Raw genomic sequence first — 21,773 nt, forward strand, 5'->3', positions numbered from 1 at the left:
TTCTGTACTTTTGCTCTTATGAAACATTTGAATATTTCAATAAAGGGTAAAGTACAGGGAGTCTTTTTTCGGTTGACGGCCAAAGCCGTTGCAGATCAGGTTGGTGTAAAAGGCTTTGTACTCAATCAAAAGGATGGATCTGTCTATATCGAGGCGGAGGGTGATGATTTTGCACTTGATTCATTGTTGGACTTCTGCCAGGAAGGTCCGGAGGATGCAAATGTTGAAGCTGTTGAAGTTAAGGAAGGCGAACTGAAAGGCTTTTCTAATTTTGAAGTGATTAAAAGAGTTCAATCCTAAAGCCTAGTGTCAGCAATTAAGAAATTTCTCAGTGATACCGTCATCTATGGCGTAACTACTATTGTTTCGCGGATGATAGGGTTTTTGATGACGCCTCTTTATCTCCGCAAATTTAAAGATGCGGCGGTCTATGGTATCTATTCTAATTTTTATGCTTGGATGTCTATGTTGAATGCTGTATTGGCATTTGGTATGGAAACGACCTATTTTCGCTATCTGCAAAAAGTCGAACCACAAGATAAGAATAAGGTTTACAATAACAGTTTCTTTGTTACTTTAGTTAGCTCAGGCATTCTACTGTTATCTGTTTTTGTGTTTACACGGCCTATTGCGGCATGGTTTGCTGATGGTGCTGATGTGGATTTATATGAACAGTACATCAAGTATTTTGCTTTTATCCTTGTTGCGGATGCGCTGGCAGTTGTGCCGTTTACAAAGCTGCGTGCGGAGGGTAGGCCGTATAAATACAGTGCATTGAAATTCGTCAATATTGGTATTACCGTGATTTCAAACCTGTTTTTTATTTATTTCTTGCCTGATTGGGTGCATCAGTACAGCTTTTGGGCGGATTTTGCCGGAACATGGTTTAAAGAAGGTTGGATAGGTTATGTTTTTATTTCAAACCTGTTTGCCAGTGTGGTTACATTGATTTTGCTGTTGCCTGAATTGATGACATTTCGCTTGAAATTAGACCGGAAATTAATGAATCAAATGCTGAAGTATAGCTTCCCTATATTAATAGCCAATATTTCATTTATCATTAATGAGAATTTAGACAAGATGTTTTTCCCTAAGCTGCTTCCTGGTGAAGTAGGAATTCGGGATCTTGGCATATATGGTGCGGTTGCTAAATTAGCTGTATTCCTTAGCTTATTTGTTACGGCTTTTAGATTGGGAGCCGAACCGTTCTTCTTTTCCTATTCGAAGAACCAAAATGCGTCGAAAACCTATGCATTAATCATGGAGTATTTTGTTATTTTGATGGTAATTGCAATGGTTGGATTGACCGTTAATCTGGATTGGCTAAAATATTTTATCAAGGGCAATGAAAAAGAGATCGCAATATATTGGACAGGACTTAAAATTGTTCCGATCCTCCTTTTCAATTATGTACTTCTTGGTATATATATGAATCTATCAATTTGGTATAAGTTAACTGATCAGACGCGTTATGCGCTTTATATTTCAGGAATAGGGGCTTTAATCACCATATTGCTCAATGTGTGGCTTATCCCCACTTATTCCTATGTTGGTGCGGTTTTATCAACAACCGTAGTCTATTTGGTTATGATCGGTTTTTCACTTTATTGGGGCCAGATGTATTATCCCATACCCTATAAGATGATTAAGATTTCTACCTATCTCGGCGTAGGACTTTTGATTTCCTGGTTGAGCTTTCAGGTTTTTCATAGTAATATCTGGATCGGAAATGCTATGCTTCTGACCTTGCTTGGTGTTACTTTTTTTCTTGAAAAGAAGGAGCTTATGAAGTTAATAAGGAGAAACTAGCAGGCTTACTAAAAGCATAAAAAAGGCGATAACTAATTAAGTTATCGCCTTTTTTTAATTTTGAAAATCTTAAAATAATTCAGTTTCGAAGTTATGTTCTATATCATGGAGTACATCCAAAATTTCATCCTGCGTCTGTAAGCTGACGAGTTTCATTCTGGACTCTTTAAAATTTGGAATTCCTTTGAAATAATTTGCGTAATGTCTCCGCATTTCAAAAATTCCCAATTTATCGCCTTTCCACTCAATGGATTTATTTAAGTGTGTTCTACATACATCAACCCGTTCAGCAATTGTAGGTCCCTCCAGGCGTTCACCTGTATGGAAGAAATGCTTGATCTCTCTAAAGATCCAAGGGTAACCAATAGCTGCACGGCCGATCATAATGCCATCCACTTCGTATTCCTGTCTCCAGGCCGCTGCTTTTTCGACTGAATCCACATCACCGTTACCAAAAATTGGAATCTGAATGCGCGGATTACGTTTGATATCACGGATCATCGACCAGTCCGCTTGACCTTTATATAATTGCGCGCGCGTACGCCCATGTATCGCTAATGCTTTGATGCCGACGTCTTGCAAGCGTTCAGCTACTTCGTATACATTTTTCGTATTATCATCCCAGCCTAGCCGTGTTTTTACTGTCACCGGGAGATGGGTCGCCTCAACAACAGCTTTGGTCATTGCAACCATCTTATCGATATCTTGCAATAGGGATGAGCCAGCGCCCTTACAGACCACTTTCTTAACCGGGCAACCGTAATTGATATCGATGAGATTTGGATTTGCTTTTGTACAGATTTCAGCTGATTGCCGCATACTTTCGATATCTCCACCAAATATCTGAATACCGATCGGCCGCTCATATTCAAAAATATCAAGTTTCTGAACAGATTTAGCAGCATCACGAATCAGCCCTTCGGAAGAAATAAATTCAGTATACATTAAATCAACACCATTCTGTTTGCATACATAGCGAAATGGTGGATCACTCACATCCTCCATCGGAGCTAGTAACAAAGGGAATTCACCCAAATCAATGTTTTCACCAATCTTGACCGACATCTTCAAAAATTTTTTACAAAGGTACAAAATTTGGGATTAGTATAAAGTTAGTTAACTGTCATGAGTTTAGCGTCGACTTTTTATGTATTCAGAATGCGTAGCGCTGTTGTATTCCGCGAAGCACCGAAACGGTAGTGATAGGGCTGGGCTGTTGTCAGGATTGGATTTTCCTATAAAAGCAAATATACCTTCCCGGAATTGAAGGTATATTTGCAGAGAACTGGCTTGCCTATGGATAACCTCTTTTTTCTGAAATCTGTTTTTTATTGGTCAGAAAGAACCTTCAGTTGATTTTCATCGCTGGTCGTGTATCTGGTCATGAAGGTTTTTTTAAGATGTCTTTCTTTCAATAATCAACAAGGACACTTTTATCCAGATTTGTTTTTGAATAAAATCAAATTTCTTTTACGAAATCTTTGATTGCTTTCCCTGGGTCTGTGGTTTTCATAAAATTTTCACCGATCAGAAAACTTTGGAAACCAGCCTTTTTCAATGCTTTAATTGTCTTGGGATCAGAAATGCCACTTTCGGATACTTTGATGTATTCGGATGGAATCTTATCCAAAAGATCATACGAATGTTGTAGATCGACGGTGAAATCCTTTAGGTTTCTATTGTTGACACCAATGGCATCAATATCATCGAAAAGATTGTCCAACAGTTCCTGCTCATTGTGTACTTCAAGCAACACATTGAGTCCGATCTGATGGGCATAGGCGGCAAATTCCTGAACTTCTTCCTTTTTGAGGCAGGCCGCTATCAAAAGGATGACATCGGCACCATAAGCCTTGGCTTCGGTAATCTGATACTTGTCGACAATGAATTCTTTGCGCAATATAGGAATGTTAATTGTCTCCCTTGCTTTGGAAAGGTCTTCCAAATTGCCCTTGAAAAACTCGCCATCGGTCAGCACAGATACTGCCGAGGCTCCAGCTTCTTCATAGGCTTTGACGACATCTTCGACTTTTGCCGTACTGTTGATATCGCCTTTTGAGGGTGATGCGCGTTTATATTCAGCAATAATCCCTGTTTTTTCGGGATCTAATATAGATTCCCGTAATGAAAGACAGGCTACACTGAAATAGGGGTAGTTCAACAGTTCTTCGGCAGAAACCTGCGCTTTGGATTTTTCTACCTCTATTCTTTTTCGTTCAATGATTTTATCGAGTATAGTCATTTGTAGTAGTAAGATATTAGTATTGAGTATTGAGATTTTAGTACTTTAAGCCTTCGGCTGACATATTTTCTCTATTTTATTTTTTTAGTATTGCAGTTTAAGTATTGAGACTTTGGTGCTTCAAGCCTTGGGCGGACGCGAAATCTCTATTACGCTTATACGCTTTTCATTACTGTGTTTCTGTATATAGGTGATCATTTACACACTCAGTGAGACGTAGTCTCGTACAGGTAATGTCTAAAGACTCCTATCTCAATATGCTATACTAAGATAACCAGTTTTCAATTAATTTTTTCCCATTTGTTGTCAGTACAGATTCCGGATGGAACTGCATGCCTCGCACATCATACTCCGTATGTGTCAGTGCCATGATGATACCATTCTCGTCTACTGCTGTCACTTTAAGTGTACCTGGCAAGGTATCTTTGTTCACTGCCCATGAATGGTAGCGTCCTATTTTGGAATCTTTCGGAAAATCCTGAAATAGCTTTTCGGATTCATCGGTTACGATAATGTTGGTTGCAACTCCATGTAGCGGCTTTTCCATATTAAATAATGTGCCGCCAAATACTTCGGCGATTGCCTGTTGACCCAAACAGATACCTAATATACTCTTTTGTGGCGCATAGGTGCGGATCACGTCAAGCAATAAGCCCGCCTCTTCGGGAATTCCAGGGCCGGGGGAAAGTAGGATTTTATCGAATGCTTCTAGTTCCTCTAGTTTGAATTTATCATTTCTCAACACCACATAGTCCTGTCCCAACTCCTGGAGCAAATGAACCAAATTGTAGGTGAATGAATCGTAATTGTCAATGACAACGATTTTATTGTTGCTCATAACCTCTTGTTGTATAGTCCTGATTAAAGTAATTATCTATTTCCTGAAATATCGCCCGGACAAATTCTACGGGCAGATCGAATCTCTTTGCCAATGTTATTTGATTGCTGCTGATATTTTTTATCCTATTTTGTTCATTATCTGTATCATCCTGCAATACTTTTGCCTTATTGACATAGGTCTTCCGTAAGGCAAGCAATTCAACGATGCGGTTGTCGATGGTATCTATCGAAGCATTAATATGCTGGGTATTGATACAATATTCTAATGGTCTGATCATAACGTTTCTGCTAATTGTAATGCTTTTCGCAAAGCAGCTATTTTGTTGTTCACTTCCTGGAGTTCCATTTCCGGATCAGAATCTAGTACAATTCCGCCTCCGGCCTGATAATGTAAGGTATTTTGTTTGCTCAGGAACGAGCGAATCATGATGGCATGATTGAAATCCCCATTGAAACCCATAAAGCCAATTGCTCCAGAGTAGAACGAGCGTTGCAATCCTTCGTAGCGGTCAATGAGTGTCAATGCCATGTGCTTAGGAGCTCCAGAGAGTGTTCCGGCAGGGTAGGTATCTCCTACAATATCGAATGGATTGATATTATCCTTTAATACTCCTGTTACCTTCGAGACCAAGTGGATAATATGCGAGTAGTATTGTGGTTCCATATACGATTCTACTTTAACCTGGGTACAGTGTCTGCTCAGATCATTACGGGCAAGGTCCACCAACATCACATGCTCGGAGGTTTCTTTTGGATCCTGCTTTAGCCTAGAGGCAATTTTTTGGTCTTCTTCCATGTTTCCCGTTCTTTTGAATGTTCCGGCAATCGGGAAGATTGTCGCCTGCTTGCCATGGATGCGCAATTGTGCCTCGGGAGATGAACCGAATAGTTTAAAGTCACCATAATCAAAATAGAATAGGTAAGGCGAGGGGTTAATGGAACGTAATGCGCGGTAGACATTAAATTCGTCGCCCGAGAACGGGGTCCGGAAACCACGGGACGGAACGATCTGGAAGACATCGCCACGTTGGATATGTTCCTTCATCTTCTTGACCAGTTGACGGTGTTCCTCATCGCTACGATTGGAACTTTCCTCTCCCGCTAACTTGAATGTGTATTCCGGGAAATTTTTGTTCTGGATTAGGAATTGCATGCGTTCCAGCTCGGACTCCTCATCTTCCAAAAGGTGTTCGAAGATATAAAGCTGATTACGGAAATGGTCGATGGCGATCACATATTTGTAGACGTGATACTGCATAAACGGTATTTTCCGGGCCGGATCGATAGCTGTTGTCAGTTTGATATCCTCAAAATGTTCAATGCAGTCAAATGTAAAGTATCCGAATAGCCCGTTTGAGATGAGGTTCAGTTCGGCTACCGTCGAATCTTCAAAAGAATTCCGGAAATCGGAAACCTCCTGACGCAATTCGATTTTTTGTGCATTTTTGACAATCCGTTCTTTTCCGGGATAGGTTAAGGTCAACTCGCGCTCATCCAGCTGGATCCCTGCAATGGGCTGGCAACAGATATAGCTGATATTGTTGTCACGGCTATGGTAGTCGGAACTTTCCAATAGCAGTGAATTTGGAAAGATATCCCGTAATCGAAGATAAATACTCACCGGTGTTGTTGTGTCGGCGAGCAACTTTCTGCTCTGTGTTTTGAATTTATACTTCATTTTATTCTTTTATTCGCGTTGATAATTTTTATACATAAAAAAACCCGATACGGGTTAGCATCGGGTTTGGAATTTCCATAAATGGTTTTGGTTGATTATGAAATATTATGACAATACCAATTGATTCCCGATGCTTATTGCTCCAGGCCACCACCAATTTGTATTTGTATATCTTCGTGTCATTATTACACAAATTTATAAAAAAAAATAAATAAGCAAACTTTTTGTGATAAAAAAACAAAAATATACCTTATTTCTTAATCATTTAGTAAATCAGGACGTCTTTCCTGAGTTCTTTTTAGCTGTTGTTCATGCTTCCAGGTAGCGATGTTTACTTCATGTCCACTGAGCAAAATCTCGGGTACTTTGTGCCCTTTCCAGTCTGCGGGGCGTGTATAGATCGGCGCATCGAGCAATCCGTCCTGAAAAGAATCCGAAAGTGCGGAGGTTTCATCGGACAAAACTCCGGGAATCAGACGGATAATCGCGTCTGTAACAATTGCTGCCGGAAGTTCGCCACCAGACAGCACATAATCACCTACCGAGATTTCCTTTGTCACATATATATCCCGGATGCGTTGGTCTATACCTTTGTAGTGGCCACAGAGAATCATCATGTTACTTTTGGTCGAGAGCCCATTTGCAATATCCTGATTGAATGTTTCACCATCGGGAGTCATATAGATGATTTCATCGTATGTCCGTTCGGCCTGTAATTGTTCAATGCACTTGGCGAAGGGTTCGATCTGTAACACCATGCCGGAGCCACCGCCATAGGGGTAATCGTCCACACTTTTGTGCTTATTTGTTGAGTAATCTCTTAAATTGTGTACATATATCTCCGCGAGGCCTTTATTCTTTGCACGTTGCAAAATAGAGTGTGCAAATGGACTTTCCAAAAGGTCTGGTAGGACCGTAATAATATCAAAACGCATGGCGCAAAGATACACAAAAATGATCCATTGTCTATTTATAAGATTGATTCGCTTATCTTTGTGGCAAATTTAAGTGTACATACAGTGATTGACGTAAATAATATTTCTGTTTCCTTTGGGGGAACGACTCTTTTTTCGGATGTATCTTTCTCGATCAATGAGAATGATAAGATTGCATTGATGGGTAAGAACGGTGCGGGTAAATCTACCCTGTTGAAAATTATCGCTGGCGTGGGTAAGCCTACAACGGGTAATGTCGCAGGTCCAAAAGACGCGGTTATTGCCTATCTACCGCAGCATTTGCTGACCGAGGACAATGTAACTGTCTTTGAGGAGACCTCGAAAGCTTTCGAGGAGGTTTACGGCATGCGGGATGAATTGGAGCAGCTGAACGAGCAGCTGAATATCCGTACGGATTATGAGACGGATGATTACATGCAATTGATTGAGCGGGTGTCGGAACTGAGTGAGAAGTTTTATTCGATCGAAGAGGTCAATTACGATGCAGAGGTAGAAAAGGTGCTGAAAGGGCTTGGTTTTGAGCGATCGGATTTTACCAGACAGACTTCGGAGTTTTCCGGAGGATGGCGTATGCGTATCGAACTAGCTAAAATATTATTAAAAAAACCGGATCTGATTTTGTTGGATGAGCCGACCAACCATATGGATATCGAGAGTATCCAATGGCTGGAGGATTTCCTTGTCAATTCGGCCAAAGCAGTTATTGTTATTTCACACGATAGAGCCTTTGTCGATAATATTACCAACCGTACCATTGAGGTGACGATGGGGCGTATTTATGACTATAGAGCCAAGTATAGCCATTACTTGGAACTGCGTCAGGAAAGACGTCAGCATCAATTGAAAGCTTATGAGGAGCAGCAACGTTTTATTGCTGACAATCAGGAATTCATTGACCGTTTTAGAGGTACTTATTCGAAAACCTTGCAGGTGCAGTCACGTGTTAAGATGTTGGAAAAGCTGGAAATTATCGAAATTGATGAAGTTGATACTTCGGCCTTGCGTCTGAAATTTCCCCCTTCACCACGCTCGGGGCAATATCCTGTGATTGTGGAAGATCTTAGCAAAGCATATGACGATCATGTCGTATTCCAAAAAGCCAATATGGTGATTGAACGCGGAGAAAAAGTTGCTTTTGTAGGTAAGAACGGTGAGGGTAAATCAACCATGATCAAAGCGATTATGGGCGAAATAGATTTTGAAGGTACATTGAAAATAGGCCATAATGCCAAAATCGGTTACTTTGCCCAGAATCAAGCCGCTTTATTGGATGGCGAACTGACTGTTTTTGATACCATCGACCAAATTGCAGTGGGCGATGTGCGCGTAAAAATGAAAGATCTTCTGGGGGCTTTTATGTTCAGCGGGGATGACACGACGAAAAAGGTTAAAGTATTATCTGGTGGTGAGCGAACTCGTCTGGCGATGATAAAACTACTTTTGGAGCCCGTGAATGTGTTGATCCTCGATGAGCCGACCAACCATTTGGACATGAAGACCAAGGACATTATCAAAGATGCTTTAAAGGATTTTGATGGTACATTGATCCTTGTTTCACACGACCGTGACTTTTTGGACGGCTTAGCTGAGAAAGTATTTGAGTTTGGAAATAAACGTGTCCGTGAACATTTTGAAGATATAAAAGGATTCCTGGAATATAAGAAAATGAACAGTTTAAAAGATATTGAACGATAGCTTCTAAATCAACGAAGTGTAAATGTAGGCGGTTAGTCTATAGCATATAATCATAAGCTACAAGGTTTTGTCCGATCCCGATATTTGCAGTACAGAAATCAGAAACTTTATCTGTAGTCTCTTGAGCTCAGCTGGTAGAGCAACTGACTTGTAGCAAGTAGGGCATTGGTTCATCTCGATAAGCGAACCAGTTATAAAAGCGGTTTTTTTATATAAAGCCGCTTTTTTGCGTTTTAAACAAAGATTACATCGAATATTCAAGCTTTTTCTCTTAATCCCAAAGTGTGTGAAAGATACCTTCTTGATCAATACGTTCATAGGCATGTGCGCCAAAATAGTCTCGTTGTGCTTGTATAATAAATTACGTCCCATTACGCCGAGTCCAACTATTCCAAAATCGTAGTTATTCAATTTATCTATACTCTTCGTTCAATACCGTTTTTTAAAGATGAAATTTACCATTTTTGTTGATACTATGAAAGGCAATTATCAGCAGATTGGTATGAAGCGTTTTTTTTGCTCCAATTACTTCGCTGGTATTGAGTGTTTTGTTGTAAACTAACAGATAATCCGTATATTGAACTCTCCTAAACATCAATTTTATTTATGATCATTGGATTAGACATTGGGACATCATCTGCGAAAGCTGTTGCATTTGACTACGAAGGTAGCATCTTGTCGCAGCATAGTATACCTTATCCCATATTAAACCCGTCAGAAGGCTGGTACGAGCAAGATCCGGAGATTGTTTATGCTGCATGTATTGAGTCTATTAGATATGTCATGATTAGCTTAAAGGAATCTAGTGCCGAGATACCGAAACCTGTATGCATTTCGGTGAGCAGTGCTATGCACGGACTGATCGCTGTTGACTCGGCGGGAGAGCCACTTAGCAATTGCATGATATGGGCAGATCGCAGAAGCGAGGATATTGCGGTTGCCTTGGAGGCAAGTGAGGTGGGCAGGCTACTTTATCAGCAAACGGGCACACCAATACATCCCATGTCTTTGCTTTGCAAATTAATGTGGATAAAGTCTAATGATCAAAAATTATTTGCACAGTCGCACAAATTTATCGGTATCAAAGAATTTCTTTTTCACCGGCTCTTTGGTGTTTATGTGGTCGATCATTCCATTGCATCTGCAACAGGGCTTTTCGACATACATCGGCTTATATGGTCTGATCAGGCGTTAAAATTGACGGGCATATCGGAAGAACAATTAGCATCGCCAGTTCCGGTCGATTATATTTTAAATATGCCTAGCCAGGAAATCGCGGCCTTGATGCACATACCCCAAGATACCTCTTTTGTTATAGGTGGTAGCGATGGTTGTTTGGCTAATCTCGGGGTAGGGGCTATAAGTCCTGGGGTGGCTTCGATCACTATTGGTACCAGTGGAGCTATTCGCGTGGCAAGTTCGCAGGCAAATCAAGAAAAAAAACAAAGGTTATTTACCTACCTACTGAGACCAAATGAATATATAATTGGTGGCGCGGTTAACAACGGAGGTGTATTACGCAACTGGTTTCGAAATAACTTCTTGCATGAATATACCCAAATGGAAACGGATGGAGATTCGTCTGTCTCGTTAAATGCTTTGGTCGACTCCGTCGTTCCCGGGGCAGAGGACTTGATATTCTTGCCCTATTTAACCGGTGAACGGGCACCACATTGGAATTCCAATGCAAAAGGCGTTTATTTTGGGATACAGCTGCATCATGGCAGGGCGCACTTTGCGCGGGCCATGATGGAAGGGATGTTGTTTGCAATTTACAGTGTAGGAATCGCATTGGAGGAGAACACCGGCCCCATTCATACGATCTTTGCAAGCGGCGGCTTAGCACGTTCATCGTCGTTGTTGCAAATGCTTGCAGACATTTTCAATAAACCTGTATTCACCAAAAATACGGTAGAAAGTTCTGCATGGGGAGCAGCATTGATAGGCTTGGAAGCATTGGGTATACAACGAGGGGGGGCTTCCGTAAAAAACAAGCAAGCGGAGAGAACACAAGATACCGAGCACTATTACAAACCGAGTGAAGAGAATCACGCGGTATATATTAAAAACTTCCAGAAATTTGAACGCCTGTACCATATATTGGAGGGTGAGTTTTAACTAGTTGTAAATTATTATGCCTCTAATCATCGTTATTTTGGGAGTAGCTTTACTACTTCTTTTAGTCACTGTCGTCAGGTTAAACACGATCTTTTCATTACTGATAACTTCTGTGGCGGTCGGTTTTGCAATGAATATGAATGCCGTCGACATCCTTAAATCTGTTGAAACCGGAGTAAGTAGTACTATGGGCCAGTTGGCACTTTTGTTGGCTTTCGGGTCTTTACTGGGTAAATTGATGGCGGAGGGGGGCGCTGCAGAAAAGATTACAACGAAACTAACGGCGGTATTTGGCAGAAAGAACTTACCTTGGGCAATGGTTCTCACGGGCTTTTTAGTAGGAATTCCTTTATTTTACAATGTCGGTTTTATCGTCTTGGTACCGTTTGTTTTCATGGTCTGTGCTTCCAATAAAATGCCCTTGCTTTACGTTGCTATTCCATTGCTGGCAGCGCTGTCCGTGACGCACGGTTATTTGCCACCGCATCCGGGAGCTACAGCCATAGCGGTTACTTACAATGCGGATATAGGTTTGACAATGGCCTATGGCATTGTTGTGGCAATTCCTGCCATAATTATCGGTGGACCACTCTTTGGTAGGATGCTTAAGCGTATTCCGACCAACCCACCTGCTGAGTTCTTTCCTGAGCACAATCAAGCAGATAAGAAAGAGCTTCCCGGATTTGCAATTAGTATATTTACGGGACTGTTTCCAATAATTTTAATTGCTTTTGGGTCATTTGCACATCTCATATTCCCAGAAGGCTCCGCTTGGCTGACGACACTCCGTTTCTTGGGTGACCCGGTGGTGGCTTTAATGATTGCATCTCTGGTGGCGATGTACACGATGGGAATCCGCCAGGGTAAAAGTTTGCGGGAGCAGTCAGAAAGTGTGGAAGAAGCAATCCGTGGGATAATGATGATCCTTTTTATCATTGCAGCATCGGGCGCCTTCAAGCAAATTTTGGTAGATAGCGGTGTAGCGAACTATATCGCTGACCTAACTGCAGACCTTAGCTTGTCACCACTTGTGCTTGCCTGGTTAATAGCTGGTATCATTCGCCTGGTGATCGGTTCGGCAAGTGTTGCTGGACTCACGGCAGCGGGCATTATGCTCCCCATTGTGCGAGCAGGAGATGTTACTCCTGAATTAATGGTGCTAGCGACGGGAGCGGGCAGTCTCATGTTCTCACACGTCAACGATCCAGGGTTTTGGATGTTTAAATCTTATTTTGGAGTGAGCGTGAAGGATACATTTCGCTCATGGACGGTGATGGAAACGCTCGTTTCTATTATTGGATTGATCGGTGTCTTGATTTTACACTGGCTTGGTCATTGATAGCTAATGACAAAGTCCCTTATCAGAAGGTGACTGTCGAAACCGCAAGGCAAACTCCGCATTCTTGATTGCCTTTGTCATCAAACGAATATTGAATTATATAGACCCATAATTGGTTGATTATGGGCTTTTTTTTGATGAAACCCTTGGTTTGATTTTTTTTTCTTAATATCGTGCTAATGAACCAAATTTTTGTTGTTTGAGTTATTCTGACAAATATGCATAGATCACAACAGCTTTATCTGTATATCTTATTTTGCCTGAGTTGCTGCTTGGGTGGGGGGGCTGTTTTTGGCCAATATACAGTTGATAATATACCCAGTCCAAAGCAGAAAGGACAAGATTATTTTGTCTCCAACCCTGATGGAATCCTGTCTTCGGGAACAGTTGCCGAGCTGGATGGCTTATCCACACAGATCGAAGCAGCTACCAAAAGTGAGTATGCCATTGTATTGGTCAATGACTATGTCGGTGACAGCGATTTTGAATTTGCATTAAAGCTATTTAATACCTGGGGTATAGGTAAGAAGGAAAGCAATAATGGGCTATTATTGTTTATTGCGAAAGACCGGCGGGAATATCGCTTCATTACGGGGTATGGCATGGAAAGCACCTTGCCGGATGCCTATCTGAAACGAATCGGCGAAAAGTATCTGGTACCTAATTTTCGAAATGGAAATTATGATCAAGGCGTCCTCGAGGCGTCGCAGTTTATCAAAACTATTCTGACATCACCCGACAGTAGGGCCGAATTGGAACGTTTGATGCCCGAAGCAACTCCAATTTGGAGTTTTAGAAGTCCTATCCTGAGAAATTCACTTTTGGTACTGGCTTTATTTGCCCTCTGTTATATCTGGCTGGGCGAAGTGACCCGTGCGATCAAGGGTAAGCTGACCAAAAAAAGTAAATATTTTCCACCACTGGTCAGCGGCTGCGGTTGTATGGGAATGTTGATGTTTGCAAGTGTATTTATATGTGCTTTTGCGTTGAATAACTTCGAAGTTGTTTATCAATGGAAGAATCTACCTTATTTTGTTTTTATATTTGGAAGCATTACGCTGGCGATGAAATATAATGCAAGCCGTACACAGATTATCAATTCCTACCGTGATGAAGAAAATATCCAGCAAGCTTTGCGTAAGTTTCGCGTTTGGGGACTTGTTCCTTTATTGTTAAGCCCTTTGGCGCTGTTTGATCTCTTTGGAATAAATAAGCGTATCCGAAGGAATGAACTTCGGCTGACTCCACCGGATGACTCGGGGCGCTGGTTGCGCATGAATAAGGATGATGCCGCTACCCGGGAAAGCGCATACTTGGATCAAGGACAGCTGTTGGAAGAGAAAATTGGCAGCCGGTCTTATGAGATCTGGGTAGATCAGACAAGCAATGAGACTAAGCTGGTTCCCTGGGATGAAAATGCAGGGTACATGGATTGTCCGCAATGTCATTACCGTACGTTTGAAACTGGTCTTTCACGAACGATCCGGTCCGCGACCTACAGTTCACAGGGACTGGAGGAACGTTTTGATAAATGTAAGAACTGTGGTCACCGTGTGTCTCACGGTGAGCACACTATACCCGTTAAAGTACGATCTTCATCAAGCAGATCTGGTGGCGGCGGCTCTAGTGGCGGTGGCGGCGGAAGTTTTGGTGGCGGTTCGTCCGGTGGCGGCGGGGCTGGCGGAAGATGGTAATTCCTAATTTAGGTGCAAAAAAAAAGGTTTTCAAACGGGGAGAATGAAAACCTTAAATAACCAATTATAAACCTAAATTATGATGACACAAATATAGTGTATTTTTTACACTATCAAAAGTTTTTTTTAAAAAAAATAAAAAAGTAAGTTACATAGCGCATATATGATTTCTGTTTATAAATTAAAACCAAAGTTTCAGCAGTTATTGATGCCGGTTCTGAGCTTTTTGAATCGGAAAAAGGTAACGGCCAATCAGATTACGATTGGCTCGGTGCTCTTGTCTCTGGTTATTGCGATCCTTTTTTGGTATGCCGACCGCAGCATAGTTTTATTTCTGGCATTGCCAATCGGTTTATTATTGCGGATGGCGTTCAATGCACTGGACGGTATGATGGCCCGTCTTTTCAATCAGACGAGTAAAACGGGGGAAGTCCTGAACGAGGTGGGCGATATTGTTTCTGATGTCCTGATCTTTTTTCCCCTGCTGAAATTTCATCCCGAGAGTTTATATCTGGTAGTAGGCTTTATTGTTTTGAGTGTCATCAACGAATTCTGCGGTCTGATCGGAAAGGTTATTGCCAATGATCGTCGTTATGATGGACCTATGGGTAAAAGCGACCGTGCACTGCTGCTGGGGGTATACGGGATTTTAAGTTTGTCGCATATTTCGATAACTGCATTTTCGGGCTATATTTTTGCTGTGCTATGTTTGTTATTGGTCTTGAGTTCCATAACGCGATTGAGAAAGGCATTGGTGGTGAATGAGTGAAGTATCTAATCCGAAGGATAAATTTGCTGACGTACCTGTCCGGGTCAGAAGCTGGGGCTATATTGTTCTTGTACTGGCTATTGCTTTCGTTCCGCAAATGACATCATGGCTGTTTGTTTGCTGGCTTACCTTTCAGGGTATGCGCGAATTTGTGAAGATGTTTGTGCCAAATTTTAGTCTTGCATTGCCCTTTGCTATTGTAATTGGTCTATTGCAGTTGATCCTTTTAACCTACTGTTCATATAGCGGCTATCTATTCTGGGCGACACTATTGTGCCTTGGGATTGGGCTGTTTTTCCGGTTGGGACGAAAAACAGCGACGGGTGCTGCTATCGGAATGACCTTTGGAGCGGCTGCCTGCCTACTTGCATTCAGCCAGCTGGCCTTTATTCGGGCAGTAGAAATTGATCAGAATGAGTGGATGGGATTACGGCTTGTGGCCTATATCATCGTTTTAACGGAGCTGAACGACGTATTCCAATACCTAATGGGTAAATTCTTTGGCAAACGAAAGATTGTTCCGCGCATCAGTCCAAATAAAACGGTTGTCGGATGTGTTGGTGGTATCGGGCTGACGATAATGTTGAGTAATATCTTGGGTTACTTGCTATTGCCATTTGGGGATTTTATCTGCTTTTCGTTGCTTGGTCTGCTCTTTGGTACTTTAGGATTTTGTGGTGACGTACTTTTCTCCTTTTTGAAACGCAGGGCGGGAGTCAAGGATACGGGGACATTAATCCCCGGACATGGTGGATTACTGGATCGGATAGATAGCTTGGTGTTTAATGCACCTGTTTTCTATGGTTTGATTTGTTTGATAGAAATAACGAATTTGTAATGGTTTTATAAAGCGGATCGTCATCTAAATCGTGAAATTTAGAATTATGTATTCTGTTATCAGTAACCCTATAGATTGTTTACGCATGGAGAAAAATGAGATCAATCTATCAAAGGTTAAAAATTGGCATTAGGTCTTGACCTTGTAAGAGTATACACGCACATCAAATATATCGCGAAATGAATTATCAACGGGCAGTTTTATTTTCAGGTGGTGGTACTCGTTTTGGCTTGTACCTGGGAATGTATGCGGCGTTGGACGAAATGGGATTTAAACCGGATTTACTGATTGCTAGCTGCGGCGGATCATTAGCTGCTGCGCTTATTCAGGCTTTTGCAAGGGATGCTGAGCGGAAATCCTATCTCCAGTCCGAAGAGTTTTATCGCTTCTTCTGTGGACATCGGCTTACGGAGCAGCGTCATCTGGGCAAACTTGGTTTGTATGTGTTAAAAAAGCAATGGGATAAACGATCTGCTCCTTATCTGGAAGATGTGTTTGATCGTTATCTGGTCAAGATGGAGCATGATCTTTCTCCCTTATTACCGAGTCTGAGCCACCCATTTTCGGAGGAAATACCGTCGATTATTATTGGTTCAAGAATGCTTTTTGACCGTTCGGAAGTTGGGGAGAGGCGTGGCGGACGTAAAATTTATCAGAAAGTCCTGATGGGGAATACAACGGTACTATCAAACGTAAATCTGGATGCTATTCAACTTCAAGGTGAAAACTATGGACAAAGTGCTGTTGCTCCAACGATAGCAATAAATTCGACAGTAACATTGTTGGAGGCTGTTCGTATTTCGATGTCCGATATGTTTTATATTGAGCCTGTACAGTGGAACGGGGAGTATTATGCCGGGGGAGCCATTGATTTGGTACCTGTGGAGTTGGCGCAGTCTTTGGCGGCGGAAGTGATCTGTGAGCGGAAGCAGATGTATAAATTCCAGGAGGAAGGATTGGTCAGAGCGGTATTGGGCTTTAGTGGTAACCAACGCCTGAGGGATATTGATCAGCAATTTCAGGAAATCCGATGGATCGATACAAGGGATGCTGCGGAAAAGCTGAAAGGAAACTATTGCAAAAAAGGTATAGATTGGCGTAGATTTGAAATAACATTATCCCTTCCGACCAGTCTGGATGAATTTGCGGCTGCTATGGAAGCACAGTGGAATTATGGATATAGCAAGACGATGGAGCTGCGTATGGGCTAAAAGACAATGGATTGGAATAAGTGGAATTAAGAAGACATTGTGCTAGTGAAGAGATCATACAAGATGTACATACATTATAAAGTTCAGTGGAGTTTGGAAATGTTTATCATTTAATACTGGGCTGTTTTAGAATTTGGTTGACAGAAATCGAAGGTTTATTTGTTTGACAAGATAGCCCAGACAGCGGGTAATATTAGCACTATTTTTTTAATATGAAGGTATTTATCGCAGGCGGAACAAGCGGAATAGGTTTGGCACTAGCACAATGCTACCTCCAACAGGGGGCTGAAGTTGCGGTATGTGGTCGGGACCTTTCAAGACTGACCAATCATCCAGCATACGATGCGCTCATCAAGTTTGAAGTGGATGTATGTGATCGGGATGCTTTGGCTGCTGCTGTTGATTCTTTCTGTCATCATGCGACATTGGATCTTTTTATCAATTGTACAGGAAGCTATGCCGATGATGTAGCACAGCGCATCAGTTATGAAGAGGCATGCGCGATGCTCCGAGTCAATATGTTGGGTACCCTAAACTGTTTTGAAGTCGCCAGCGAAACCATGCGTGGACAATCAAGGGGGCAGATAGTAACAATAGCATCCGTTTCGGGAACGCTGGATTTTCCGAATTCGAGTTTGTACAGCAAAACAAAGCGGGCAGCAATCCAAGTGGCTGATGCTTATCGGCGGGCATTGCTTCCGTATGGGATTGCCGTGACAGTCATCGCACCGGGGTATGTGGATACAACCAAGCTCCGTCAACTTAACCAGCAGGATCTCTCCAAAAAGCCTTTTTTGGTCAGTGTAGACGATGCCGCACAACGCATCTTAAAAGCGATACAACAAAAGAAAGAAATCGTGATTTTTCCGAAGCGTATGAAATGGCTGATGGGATTTTTAGGCCTGCTCCCTCATGTATTATTAAGTAAAATCATGTTTAGGAAAGCCAAATGGATGAAAAACGATTAAAGAAAGTAGGCGGGCAGCTCCTTGTTGTCATCTATTGCCTGTTACTTTTTCAACTTACCTATCCTTATACAGCAGCCTACGCCGCCAGTTTAGCTACGGTACCATCCTTTGTATTCGACTTTGAACAGCATATTCCATTCATTCCATGGATGATCCTGCCCTATATGAGCAGTGGGCTGTTTTTTTGCCTCGTGCCGTTTTACTGTCAACAAAAAAGGGAGCTCTTGTGCTATGCAAAGCGATTTACATTTGTTACCCTGATTGCGGCCCTGTGTTTTCTCCTTTTTCCGCTGCAGTTTTCTTTTGACCGTCCACAGGTCGAAAATCCTTTATTTACAATTTTCTTTTCTTTCTTAAAGGAATATGATTCGCCTTTTAATCAGGCGCCCTCCCTGCATGTCGCTTATGCCTGTCTTTTTTGGTCGGTGCTGCGATGGAAGTTCAACGGACGGAAGAAAATCATCTTTGGCATCTGGCTCCTGATGATGGGTATAGGAACATTGGCTGTATATCAGCACCACGTGATTGATCTATTGACAGCTTGTATACTGGTTCAGTTCAGTTTTATCCTCTTTCCGAACGCCATTGAACAGCAACATAGTTTACGGCAGAAATCGGGTTTTTATACCAAAAAACTTGATAGTCGTCTTCCGGCGATCCGGAACCAACAAGTAGCGAATAGTTATTACCTTATTGGGTGGCTATTTCTGCTACTGGCACTGTTCTGCGAGGGAAATGTATTGCTAATGATTGTTTCTGCTTGGGTAGCCTTTGTCTGTTTTACGGTTGGTTACAATTACCTGTGCGGTAATACAGGTTTTTTGAAGGATAATCGGGGTCGAACACCGCTGATAAAGAAAGTATTTTACGGTCCTTACCAACTTGCATACTGGTTGATGTGGCGTTTTTTTAGAAAGAAAAATAATCCGCCGCTGATAGAGTTACTGCCACGCTGTTATGTAGGGCCAAGGTTGGACGCTTCGGAACTAATAGCCTTGGGACTGGATCGCAGTCTGGTTGTTTTTGACCTCGCAGCTGAGCTGGAGGACGTAAAACTCTTGTGGGGTATGGAAAAGTATTATTCTTTCCCTTTGTTGGATATTGCGGAGATCGATGTGCATGATGCCCATGTGATCATAGACGCAATGCTATCTGCTTACCGCAATTTGGATGAGCATGAAAATATGGTCATTCATTGTACAATGGGCTATAGTAGAAGTATGATTTTTGCTATTCTGATGACGCGGGAATTATTATCTTTAGATTTAAATAAAGCTATTGATCGGGTGAAGTCGATCAATAGGCATATGGTACTGCGGGCTCATGCGATCCAGTTGATGAAAATTATCGTCGCGGACAGATCCTAATCAAAAAGGGTGGCTTGGTCTTTGTTTTTAACCTCCATATCTGAATAGATACAGAAATTGCATACGCCATTGTATAGATGGAATAAATTATAAAAAAATGAAATCAGGTTATTTTAAGAGTTTCGATCAAGGGGAACTGCTATATCGTGTTTGGAATTATCAAAAGGGACAAAAGGCTTTAGTTGTATTGCACCGTGGGCATGAACATTCAGAACGCCTACAGGAGATGGCTAGCGATCCACAGTTTGCCGGTTATTCCATCTTTGCATTCGACCTGCGTGGACATGGCCATACCAAAGTGCCCGTATCACCGGTATTCATGGATAATGTGCGCGATCTGGACAGTTTTGTCTCCTATATCCACGCCGAATATGCAGTTGATACCAAGGATGTCTTTGTCATCGCCAATAGTATTGCTGGGATCATTGTGAGTGCTTGGGTACATGATTTTGCCCCTCCGATCGCAGGTATGGCTTTATTGGCCCCTGCCTTTGAGATTAAACTGTATGTACCACTGGCCAACCAGATAATTGCGCTTGGAACCAAGCTGAAAAAGGATCTTGTTATCCAAAGCTATGTCAAAGCGAAGGTCCTGACCCATGATATTGAGCAACAACAGGCTTATGATGCTGATCCCCTAATCTCAAAATCCATTAATGGCGCTTTATTGGTCGACCTATTGAAAGCCGGTGAGCGTATCGTTGAGGATGCTGCCGCAATCGATATTCCCGTGATTGTGCTATCCGCAGAAAAGGACTATGTAGTTAAAAACTCGGTACAAAAGCAATTCTTTGTGTCTATTGCTTCTAAGCTGAAAACGTTTATTACCCTGCGCAACTTTTATCATGGTATCCTGTTTGAATCCAACAGACAGAAAGTCTATGCTTATTTAAAAGATTTTATTACGAAAGCCTACGCAAGGCAAAAGCCTGAACAGGGGCTGGAGCCTGACGAGTTTTCGGTAAAAGAATATGAAAAATTGTATCATAAGGTGATACCTGCGGCTGAGAAATTAAACTATGCCTTGCAGAAATGGACTTTGGGCAAGATCGGATCATTGAGTCATGGGATGAACTTAGGGCTTCAGTTTGGTTTTGATTCAGGAATTTCATTGGATTACGTTTATCGCAATGAGCCGAAAGGCAGAATGGGATTAGGCAAAATCATTGATAAAGGGTATTTGGAAGCGATCGGCTGGAAAGGGATCCGTATACGTAAACAGCATCTATTACGTCTATTGGAAGAGAATATTGCACAGGTGAAGTCTACGGGCCGGCCTGTGAAAATCTTGGATATCGCTGGCGGCACCGGAAATTATTTATTTGACATCAAAGAAAAATATCCTGAAGTGGAGATCGTGATCAACGAGTTTCTATTGCCCAATATTGCAGTGGGGGAGAAAATCATCAAGAAGAAAGGGCTCCTGGGAATACGTTTCACTAATTACGACTGTTTTGATCCGGAGACTTACAACAAACTGAATTTTGTGCCTAATATTGTGGTAATCTCTGGTATTTTCGAATTATTTGGCAACAATGAAATGGCGAGCAGGGCGGTACGTGGTGCGACTTCCATTTGTGAGGAAAACAGCCATCTGGTCTATACCGGGCAGCCATGGCATCCACAATTGAAAATGATCGCTTATGTACTGAACAGCCATCAGAAGAAAGACTGGGTCATGCGCCGACGTTCGCAAAAAGAACTGGATCGGATTATGGCCTATAATAGGGTGATCAAGGAGCGGATGCTGATTGACGATTACGGGATATTTACCGTTTCTTCGGGAGCTGTGAAGGCCGAATAATCGTATTTCCGAACGATCTGCATGCAGAATCGTAGCCAAGTAAGTTGTTGAATTTCTTGCATGTTCTTGGTTAACAATAGTATATGTTGTGCTAAATAGGATGGGGTTCAAATTGCGCCAAATATATAGCTTTCAGGTTATGGATTTGGCGCAATTTGATCTCCTGTTTACTCAAAATGCCCCCATTTTCTGCTTCCATTACTCAGAAATGCAGATCCGATCCGTTTGACAAAAAGACTTTTTTGCTTAACAAATTGTCTTTATTCCGCGTACAGCGATGTAATTGCTTAACAAAAAGACTTCTTTACTTAACAAATCGACTTTATTCCATGCACAGGGAGGGTAATGATACACTGGTGGGCTATCTTTGGAGCGAATTATCCTTATTGCAGATATGATGATATAATGATAGTAATGAGCGATGATCACCGATTGAGGCTGAGAT

Annotated in this window: 19 protein-coding genes; 12 read left to right on the forward strand and 7 right to left on the reverse strand. The window is 41.9% G+C overall.

The window, feature by feature from the left end; all coding sequences use genetic code 11:
* Positions 1-18 precede the first annotated feature (18 nt).
* Positions 19-300 carry an acylphosphatase gene (locus tag ACK8HY_RS19315; protein ID WP_077438189.1) on the forward strand — a complete coding sequence of 94 codons (282 nt, stop codon included), beginning with the start codon at positions 19-21 and terminating at the stop codon, positions 298-300.
* 6 nt (positions 301-306) lie between these two features.
* On the forward strand, positions 307-1,809 hold the full coding sequence (locus ACK8HY_RS19320; RefSeq protein ID WP_254846285.1) for a lipopolysaccharide biosynthesis protein: 1,503 nt from the start codon (positions 307-309) through the stop codon (positions 1,807-1,809).
* Between the two features lie 69 nt (positions 1,810-1,878).
* Here ACK8HY_RS19320 and dusB read toward each other — a convergent pair whose 3' ends face one another.
* The 6 genes from dusB to trmD form a co-directional block, all read right to left on the reverse strand.
* Positions 1,879-2,874 (reverse strand): tRNA dihydrouridine synthase DusB, encoded by a 996-nt coding sequence (gene dusB, locus ACK8HY_RS19325; protein ID WP_077438187.1) that lies wholly within the window; start codon positions 2,872-2,874, stop codon positions 1,879-1,881.
* Between the two features lie 394 nt (positions 2,875-3,268).
* Positions 3,269-4,051: an indole-3-glycerol phosphate synthase TrpC gene (gene trpC, locus ACK8HY_RS19330; protein ID WP_416134516.1), complete on the reverse strand. Its 783-nt coding sequence runs from the start codon at positions 4,049-4,051 to the stop codon at positions 3,269-3,271.
* A 265-nt stretch (positions 4,052-4,316) separates the two neighbouring features.
* Positions 4,317-4,889 carry an anthranilate synthase component II gene (locus tag ACK8HY_RS19335; RefSeq protein ID WP_416134517.1) on the reverse strand — a complete coding sequence of 191 codons (573 nt, stop codon included), beginning with the start codon at positions 4,887-4,889 and terminating at the stop codon, positions 4,317-4,319.
* Positions 4,876-5,169 (reverse strand): chorismate mutase, encoded by a 294-nt coding sequence (locus ACK8HY_RS19340; protein ID WP_416134518.1) that lies wholly within the window; start codon positions 5,167-5,169, stop codon positions 4,876-4,878. Before ACK8HY_RS19340 ends, ACK8HY_RS19335 begins: the two co-directional genes overlap by 14 nt.
* A complete protein-coding gene (locus ACK8HY_RS19345) occupies positions 5,166-6,569 on the reverse strand; it encodes an anthranilate synthase component I family protein (protein ID WP_416134519.1) in 1,404 nt (467 codons plus the stop codon). The genes ACK8HY_RS19340 and ACK8HY_RS19345 overlap by 4 nt, the downstream gene beginning before the upstream one ends.
* A 257-nt stretch (positions 6,570-6,826) precedes the next feature.
* Positions 6,827-7,504 carry a tRNA (guanosine(37)-N1)-methyltransferase TrmD gene (trmD, locus tag ACK8HY_RS19350; RefSeq protein WP_077438181.1) on the reverse strand — a complete coding sequence of 226 codons (678 nt, stop codon included), beginning with the start codon at positions 7,502-7,504 and terminating at the stop codon, positions 6,827-6,829.
* 84 nt (positions 7,505-7,588) lie between these two features.
* Here trmD and ACK8HY_RS19355 point away from each other — a divergent pair, with 84 nt between their 5' ends.
* Positions 7,589-9,220: an ABC-F family ATP-binding cassette domain-containing protein gene (locus ACK8HY_RS19355; protein ID WP_077438306.1), complete on the forward strand. Its 1,632-nt coding sequence runs from the start codon at positions 7,589-7,591 to the stop codon at positions 9,218-9,220.
* A gap of 271 nt (positions 9,221-9,491) precedes the next feature.
* Here ACK8HY_RS19355 and ACK8HY_RS19360 read toward each other — a convergent pair whose 3' ends face one another.
* The gene (locus ACK8HY_RS19360) at positions 9,492-9,578 is read right to left on the reverse strand and encodes a hypothetical protein (RefSeq protein WP_416134589.1); all 87 of its coding nucleotides are present in this window, start codon (positions 9,576-9,578) and stop codon (positions 9,492-9,494) included.
* Positions 9,579-9,826: 248 nt separating this feature from the next.
* On the opposite strand from ACK8HY_RS19360, the gene ACK8HY_RS19365 reads away from it, so the two are divergent.
* The 9 genes from ACK8HY_RS19365 (at position 9,827) to ACK8HY_RS19405 (ending at position 21,328) form a co-directional block, all read left to right on the forward strand.
* Positions 9,827-11,338 (forward strand): gluconokinase, encoded by a 1,512-nt coding sequence (locus tag ACK8HY_RS19365; RefSeq protein WP_416134520.1) that lies wholly within the window; start codon positions 9,827-9,829, stop codon positions 11,336-11,338.
* A gap of 16 nt (positions 11,339-11,354) precedes the next feature.
* Positions 11,355-12,677: a gluconate:H+ symporter gene (locus ACK8HY_RS19370; RefSeq protein WP_416134521.1), complete on the forward strand. Its 1,323-nt coding sequence runs from the start codon at positions 11,355-11,357 to the stop codon at positions 12,675-12,677.
* Positions 12,678-12,895: 218 nt separating this feature from the next.
* Positions 12,896-14,371 (forward strand): TPM domain-containing protein, encoded by a 1,476-nt coding sequence (locus tag ACK8HY_RS19375; RefSeq protein ID WP_416134522.1) that lies wholly within the window; start codon positions 12,896-12,898, stop codon positions 14,369-14,371.
* Positions 14,372-14,534: 163 nt separating this feature from the next.
* Positions 14,535-15,140, forward strand: a complete 606-nt coding sequence (locus tag ACK8HY_RS19380; RefSeq protein WP_416134523.1) for a CDP-alcohol phosphatidyltransferase family protein — start codon at positions 14,535-14,537, stop codon at positions 15,138-15,140.
* Positions 15,133-15,978: a phosphatidate cytidylyltransferase gene (locus tag ACK8HY_RS19385; RefSeq protein WP_416134524.1), complete on the forward strand. Its 846-nt coding sequence runs from the start codon at positions 15,133-15,135 to the stop codon at positions 15,976-15,978. The genes ACK8HY_RS19380 and ACK8HY_RS19385 overlap by 8 nt, the downstream gene beginning before the upstream one ends.
* A gap of 179 nt (positions 15,979-16,157) precedes the next feature.
* A complete protein-coding gene (locus ACK8HY_RS19390) occupies positions 16,158-17,189 on the forward strand; it encodes a patatin-like phospholipase family protein (RefSeq protein WP_416134525.1) in 1,032 nt (343 codons plus the stop codon).
* A gap of 212 nt (positions 17,190-17,401) precedes the next feature.
* Entirely contained in the window at positions 17,402-18,157 is a 756-nt protein-coding gene (locus tag ACK8HY_RS19395) for an SDR family NAD(P)-dependent oxidoreductase (protein ID WP_416134526.1), read from the forward strand.
* On the forward strand, positions 18,139-19,524 hold the full coding sequence (locus tag ACK8HY_RS19400) for a hypothetical protein (RefSeq protein ID WP_416134527.1): 1,386 nt from the start codon (positions 18,139-18,141) through the stop codon (positions 19,522-19,524). Before ACK8HY_RS19395 ends, ACK8HY_RS19400 begins: the two co-directional genes overlap by 19 nt.
* A gap of 97 nt (positions 19,525-19,621) precedes the next feature.
* Positions 19,622-21,328: a bifunctional alpha/beta hydrolase/class I SAM-dependent methyltransferase gene (locus ACK8HY_RS19405; RefSeq protein WP_416134528.1), complete on the forward strand. Its 1,707-nt coding sequence runs from the start codon at positions 19,622-19,624 to the stop codon at positions 21,326-21,328.
* The last annotated feature ends 445 nt before the right edge of the window (positions 21,329-21,773 follow it).

Origin of the sequence: Sphingobacterium sp. NGMCC 1.201703, assembly GCF_047784615.1 — a bacterium.
GTDB lineage: Bacteria > Bacteroidota > Bacteroidia > Sphingobacteriales > Sphingobacteriaceae > Sphingobacterium.

What these genes read in the sequence shown, in the direction of transcription:
- ACK8HY_RS19315 (WP_077438189.1), top strand. Translation starts at nt 19, where the DNA reads ATGAAACATTTGAATATTTCAATAAAGGGTAAAGTACAGGGAGTCTTT.
- dusB (WP_077438187.1), bottom strand. Translation starts at nt 2,874, where the DNA reads ATGTCGGTCAAGATTGGTGAAAACATTGATTTGGGTGAATTCCCTTTG.
- trpC (WP_416134516.1), bottom strand. Translation starts at nt 4,051, where the DNA reads ATGACTATACTCGATAAAATCATTGAACGAAAAAGAATAGAGGTAGAA.
- ACK8HY_RS19335 (WP_416134517.1), bottom strand. Translation starts at nt 4,889, where the DNA reads ATGAGCAACAATAAAATCGTTGTCATTGACAATTACGATTCATTCACC.
- ACK8HY_RS19340 (WP_416134518.1), bottom strand. Translation starts at nt 5,169, where the DNA reads ATGATCAGACCATTAGAATATTGTATCAATACCCAGCATATTAATGCT.
- ACK8HY_RS19345 (WP_416134519.1), bottom strand. Translation starts at nt 6,569, where the DNA reads ATGAAGTATAAATTCAAAACACAGAGCAGAAAGTTGCTCGCCGACACA.
- trmD (WP_077438181.1), bottom strand. Translation starts at nt 7,504, where the DNA reads ATGCGTTTTGATATTATTACGGTCCTACCAGACCTTTTGGAAAGTCCA.
- ACK8HY_RS19365 (WP_416134520.1), top strand. Translation starts at nt 9,827, where the DNA reads ATGATCATTGGATTAGACATTGGGACATCATCTGCGAAAGCTGTTGCA.
- ACK8HY_RS19370 (WP_416134521.1), top strand. Translation starts at nt 11,355, where the DNA reads ATGCCTCTAATCATCGTTATTTTGGGAGTAGCTTTACTACTTCTTTTA.
- ACK8HY_RS19375 (WP_416134522.1), top strand. Translation starts at nt 12,896, where the DNA reads ATGCATAGATCACAACAGCTTTATCTGTATATCTTATTTTGCCTGAGT.
- ACK8HY_RS19380 (WP_416134523.1), top strand. Translation starts at nt 14,535, where the DNA reads ATGATTTCTGTTTATAAATTAAAACCAAAGTTTCAGCAGTTATTGATG.
- ACK8HY_RS19385 (WP_416134524.1), top strand. Translation starts at nt 15,133, where the DNA reads ATGAGTGAAGTATCTAATCCGAAGGATAAATTTGCTGACGTACCTGTC.
- ACK8HY_RS19390 (WP_416134525.1), top strand. Translation starts at nt 16,158, where the DNA reads ATGAATTATCAACGGGCAGTTTTATTTTCAGGTGGTGGTACTCGTTTT.
- ACK8HY_RS19395 (WP_416134526.1), top strand. Translation starts at nt 17,402, where the DNA reads ATGAAGGTATTTATCGCAGGCGGAACAAGCGGAATAGGTTTGGCACTA.
- ACK8HY_RS19400 (WP_416134527.1), top strand. Translation starts at nt 18,139, where the DNA reads ATGGATGAAAAACGATTAAAGAAAGTAGGCGGGCAGCTCCTTGTTGTC.
- ACK8HY_RS19405 (WP_416134528.1), top strand. Translation starts at nt 19,622, where the DNA reads ATGAAATCAGGTTATTTTAAGAGTTTCGATCAAGGGGAACTGCTATAT.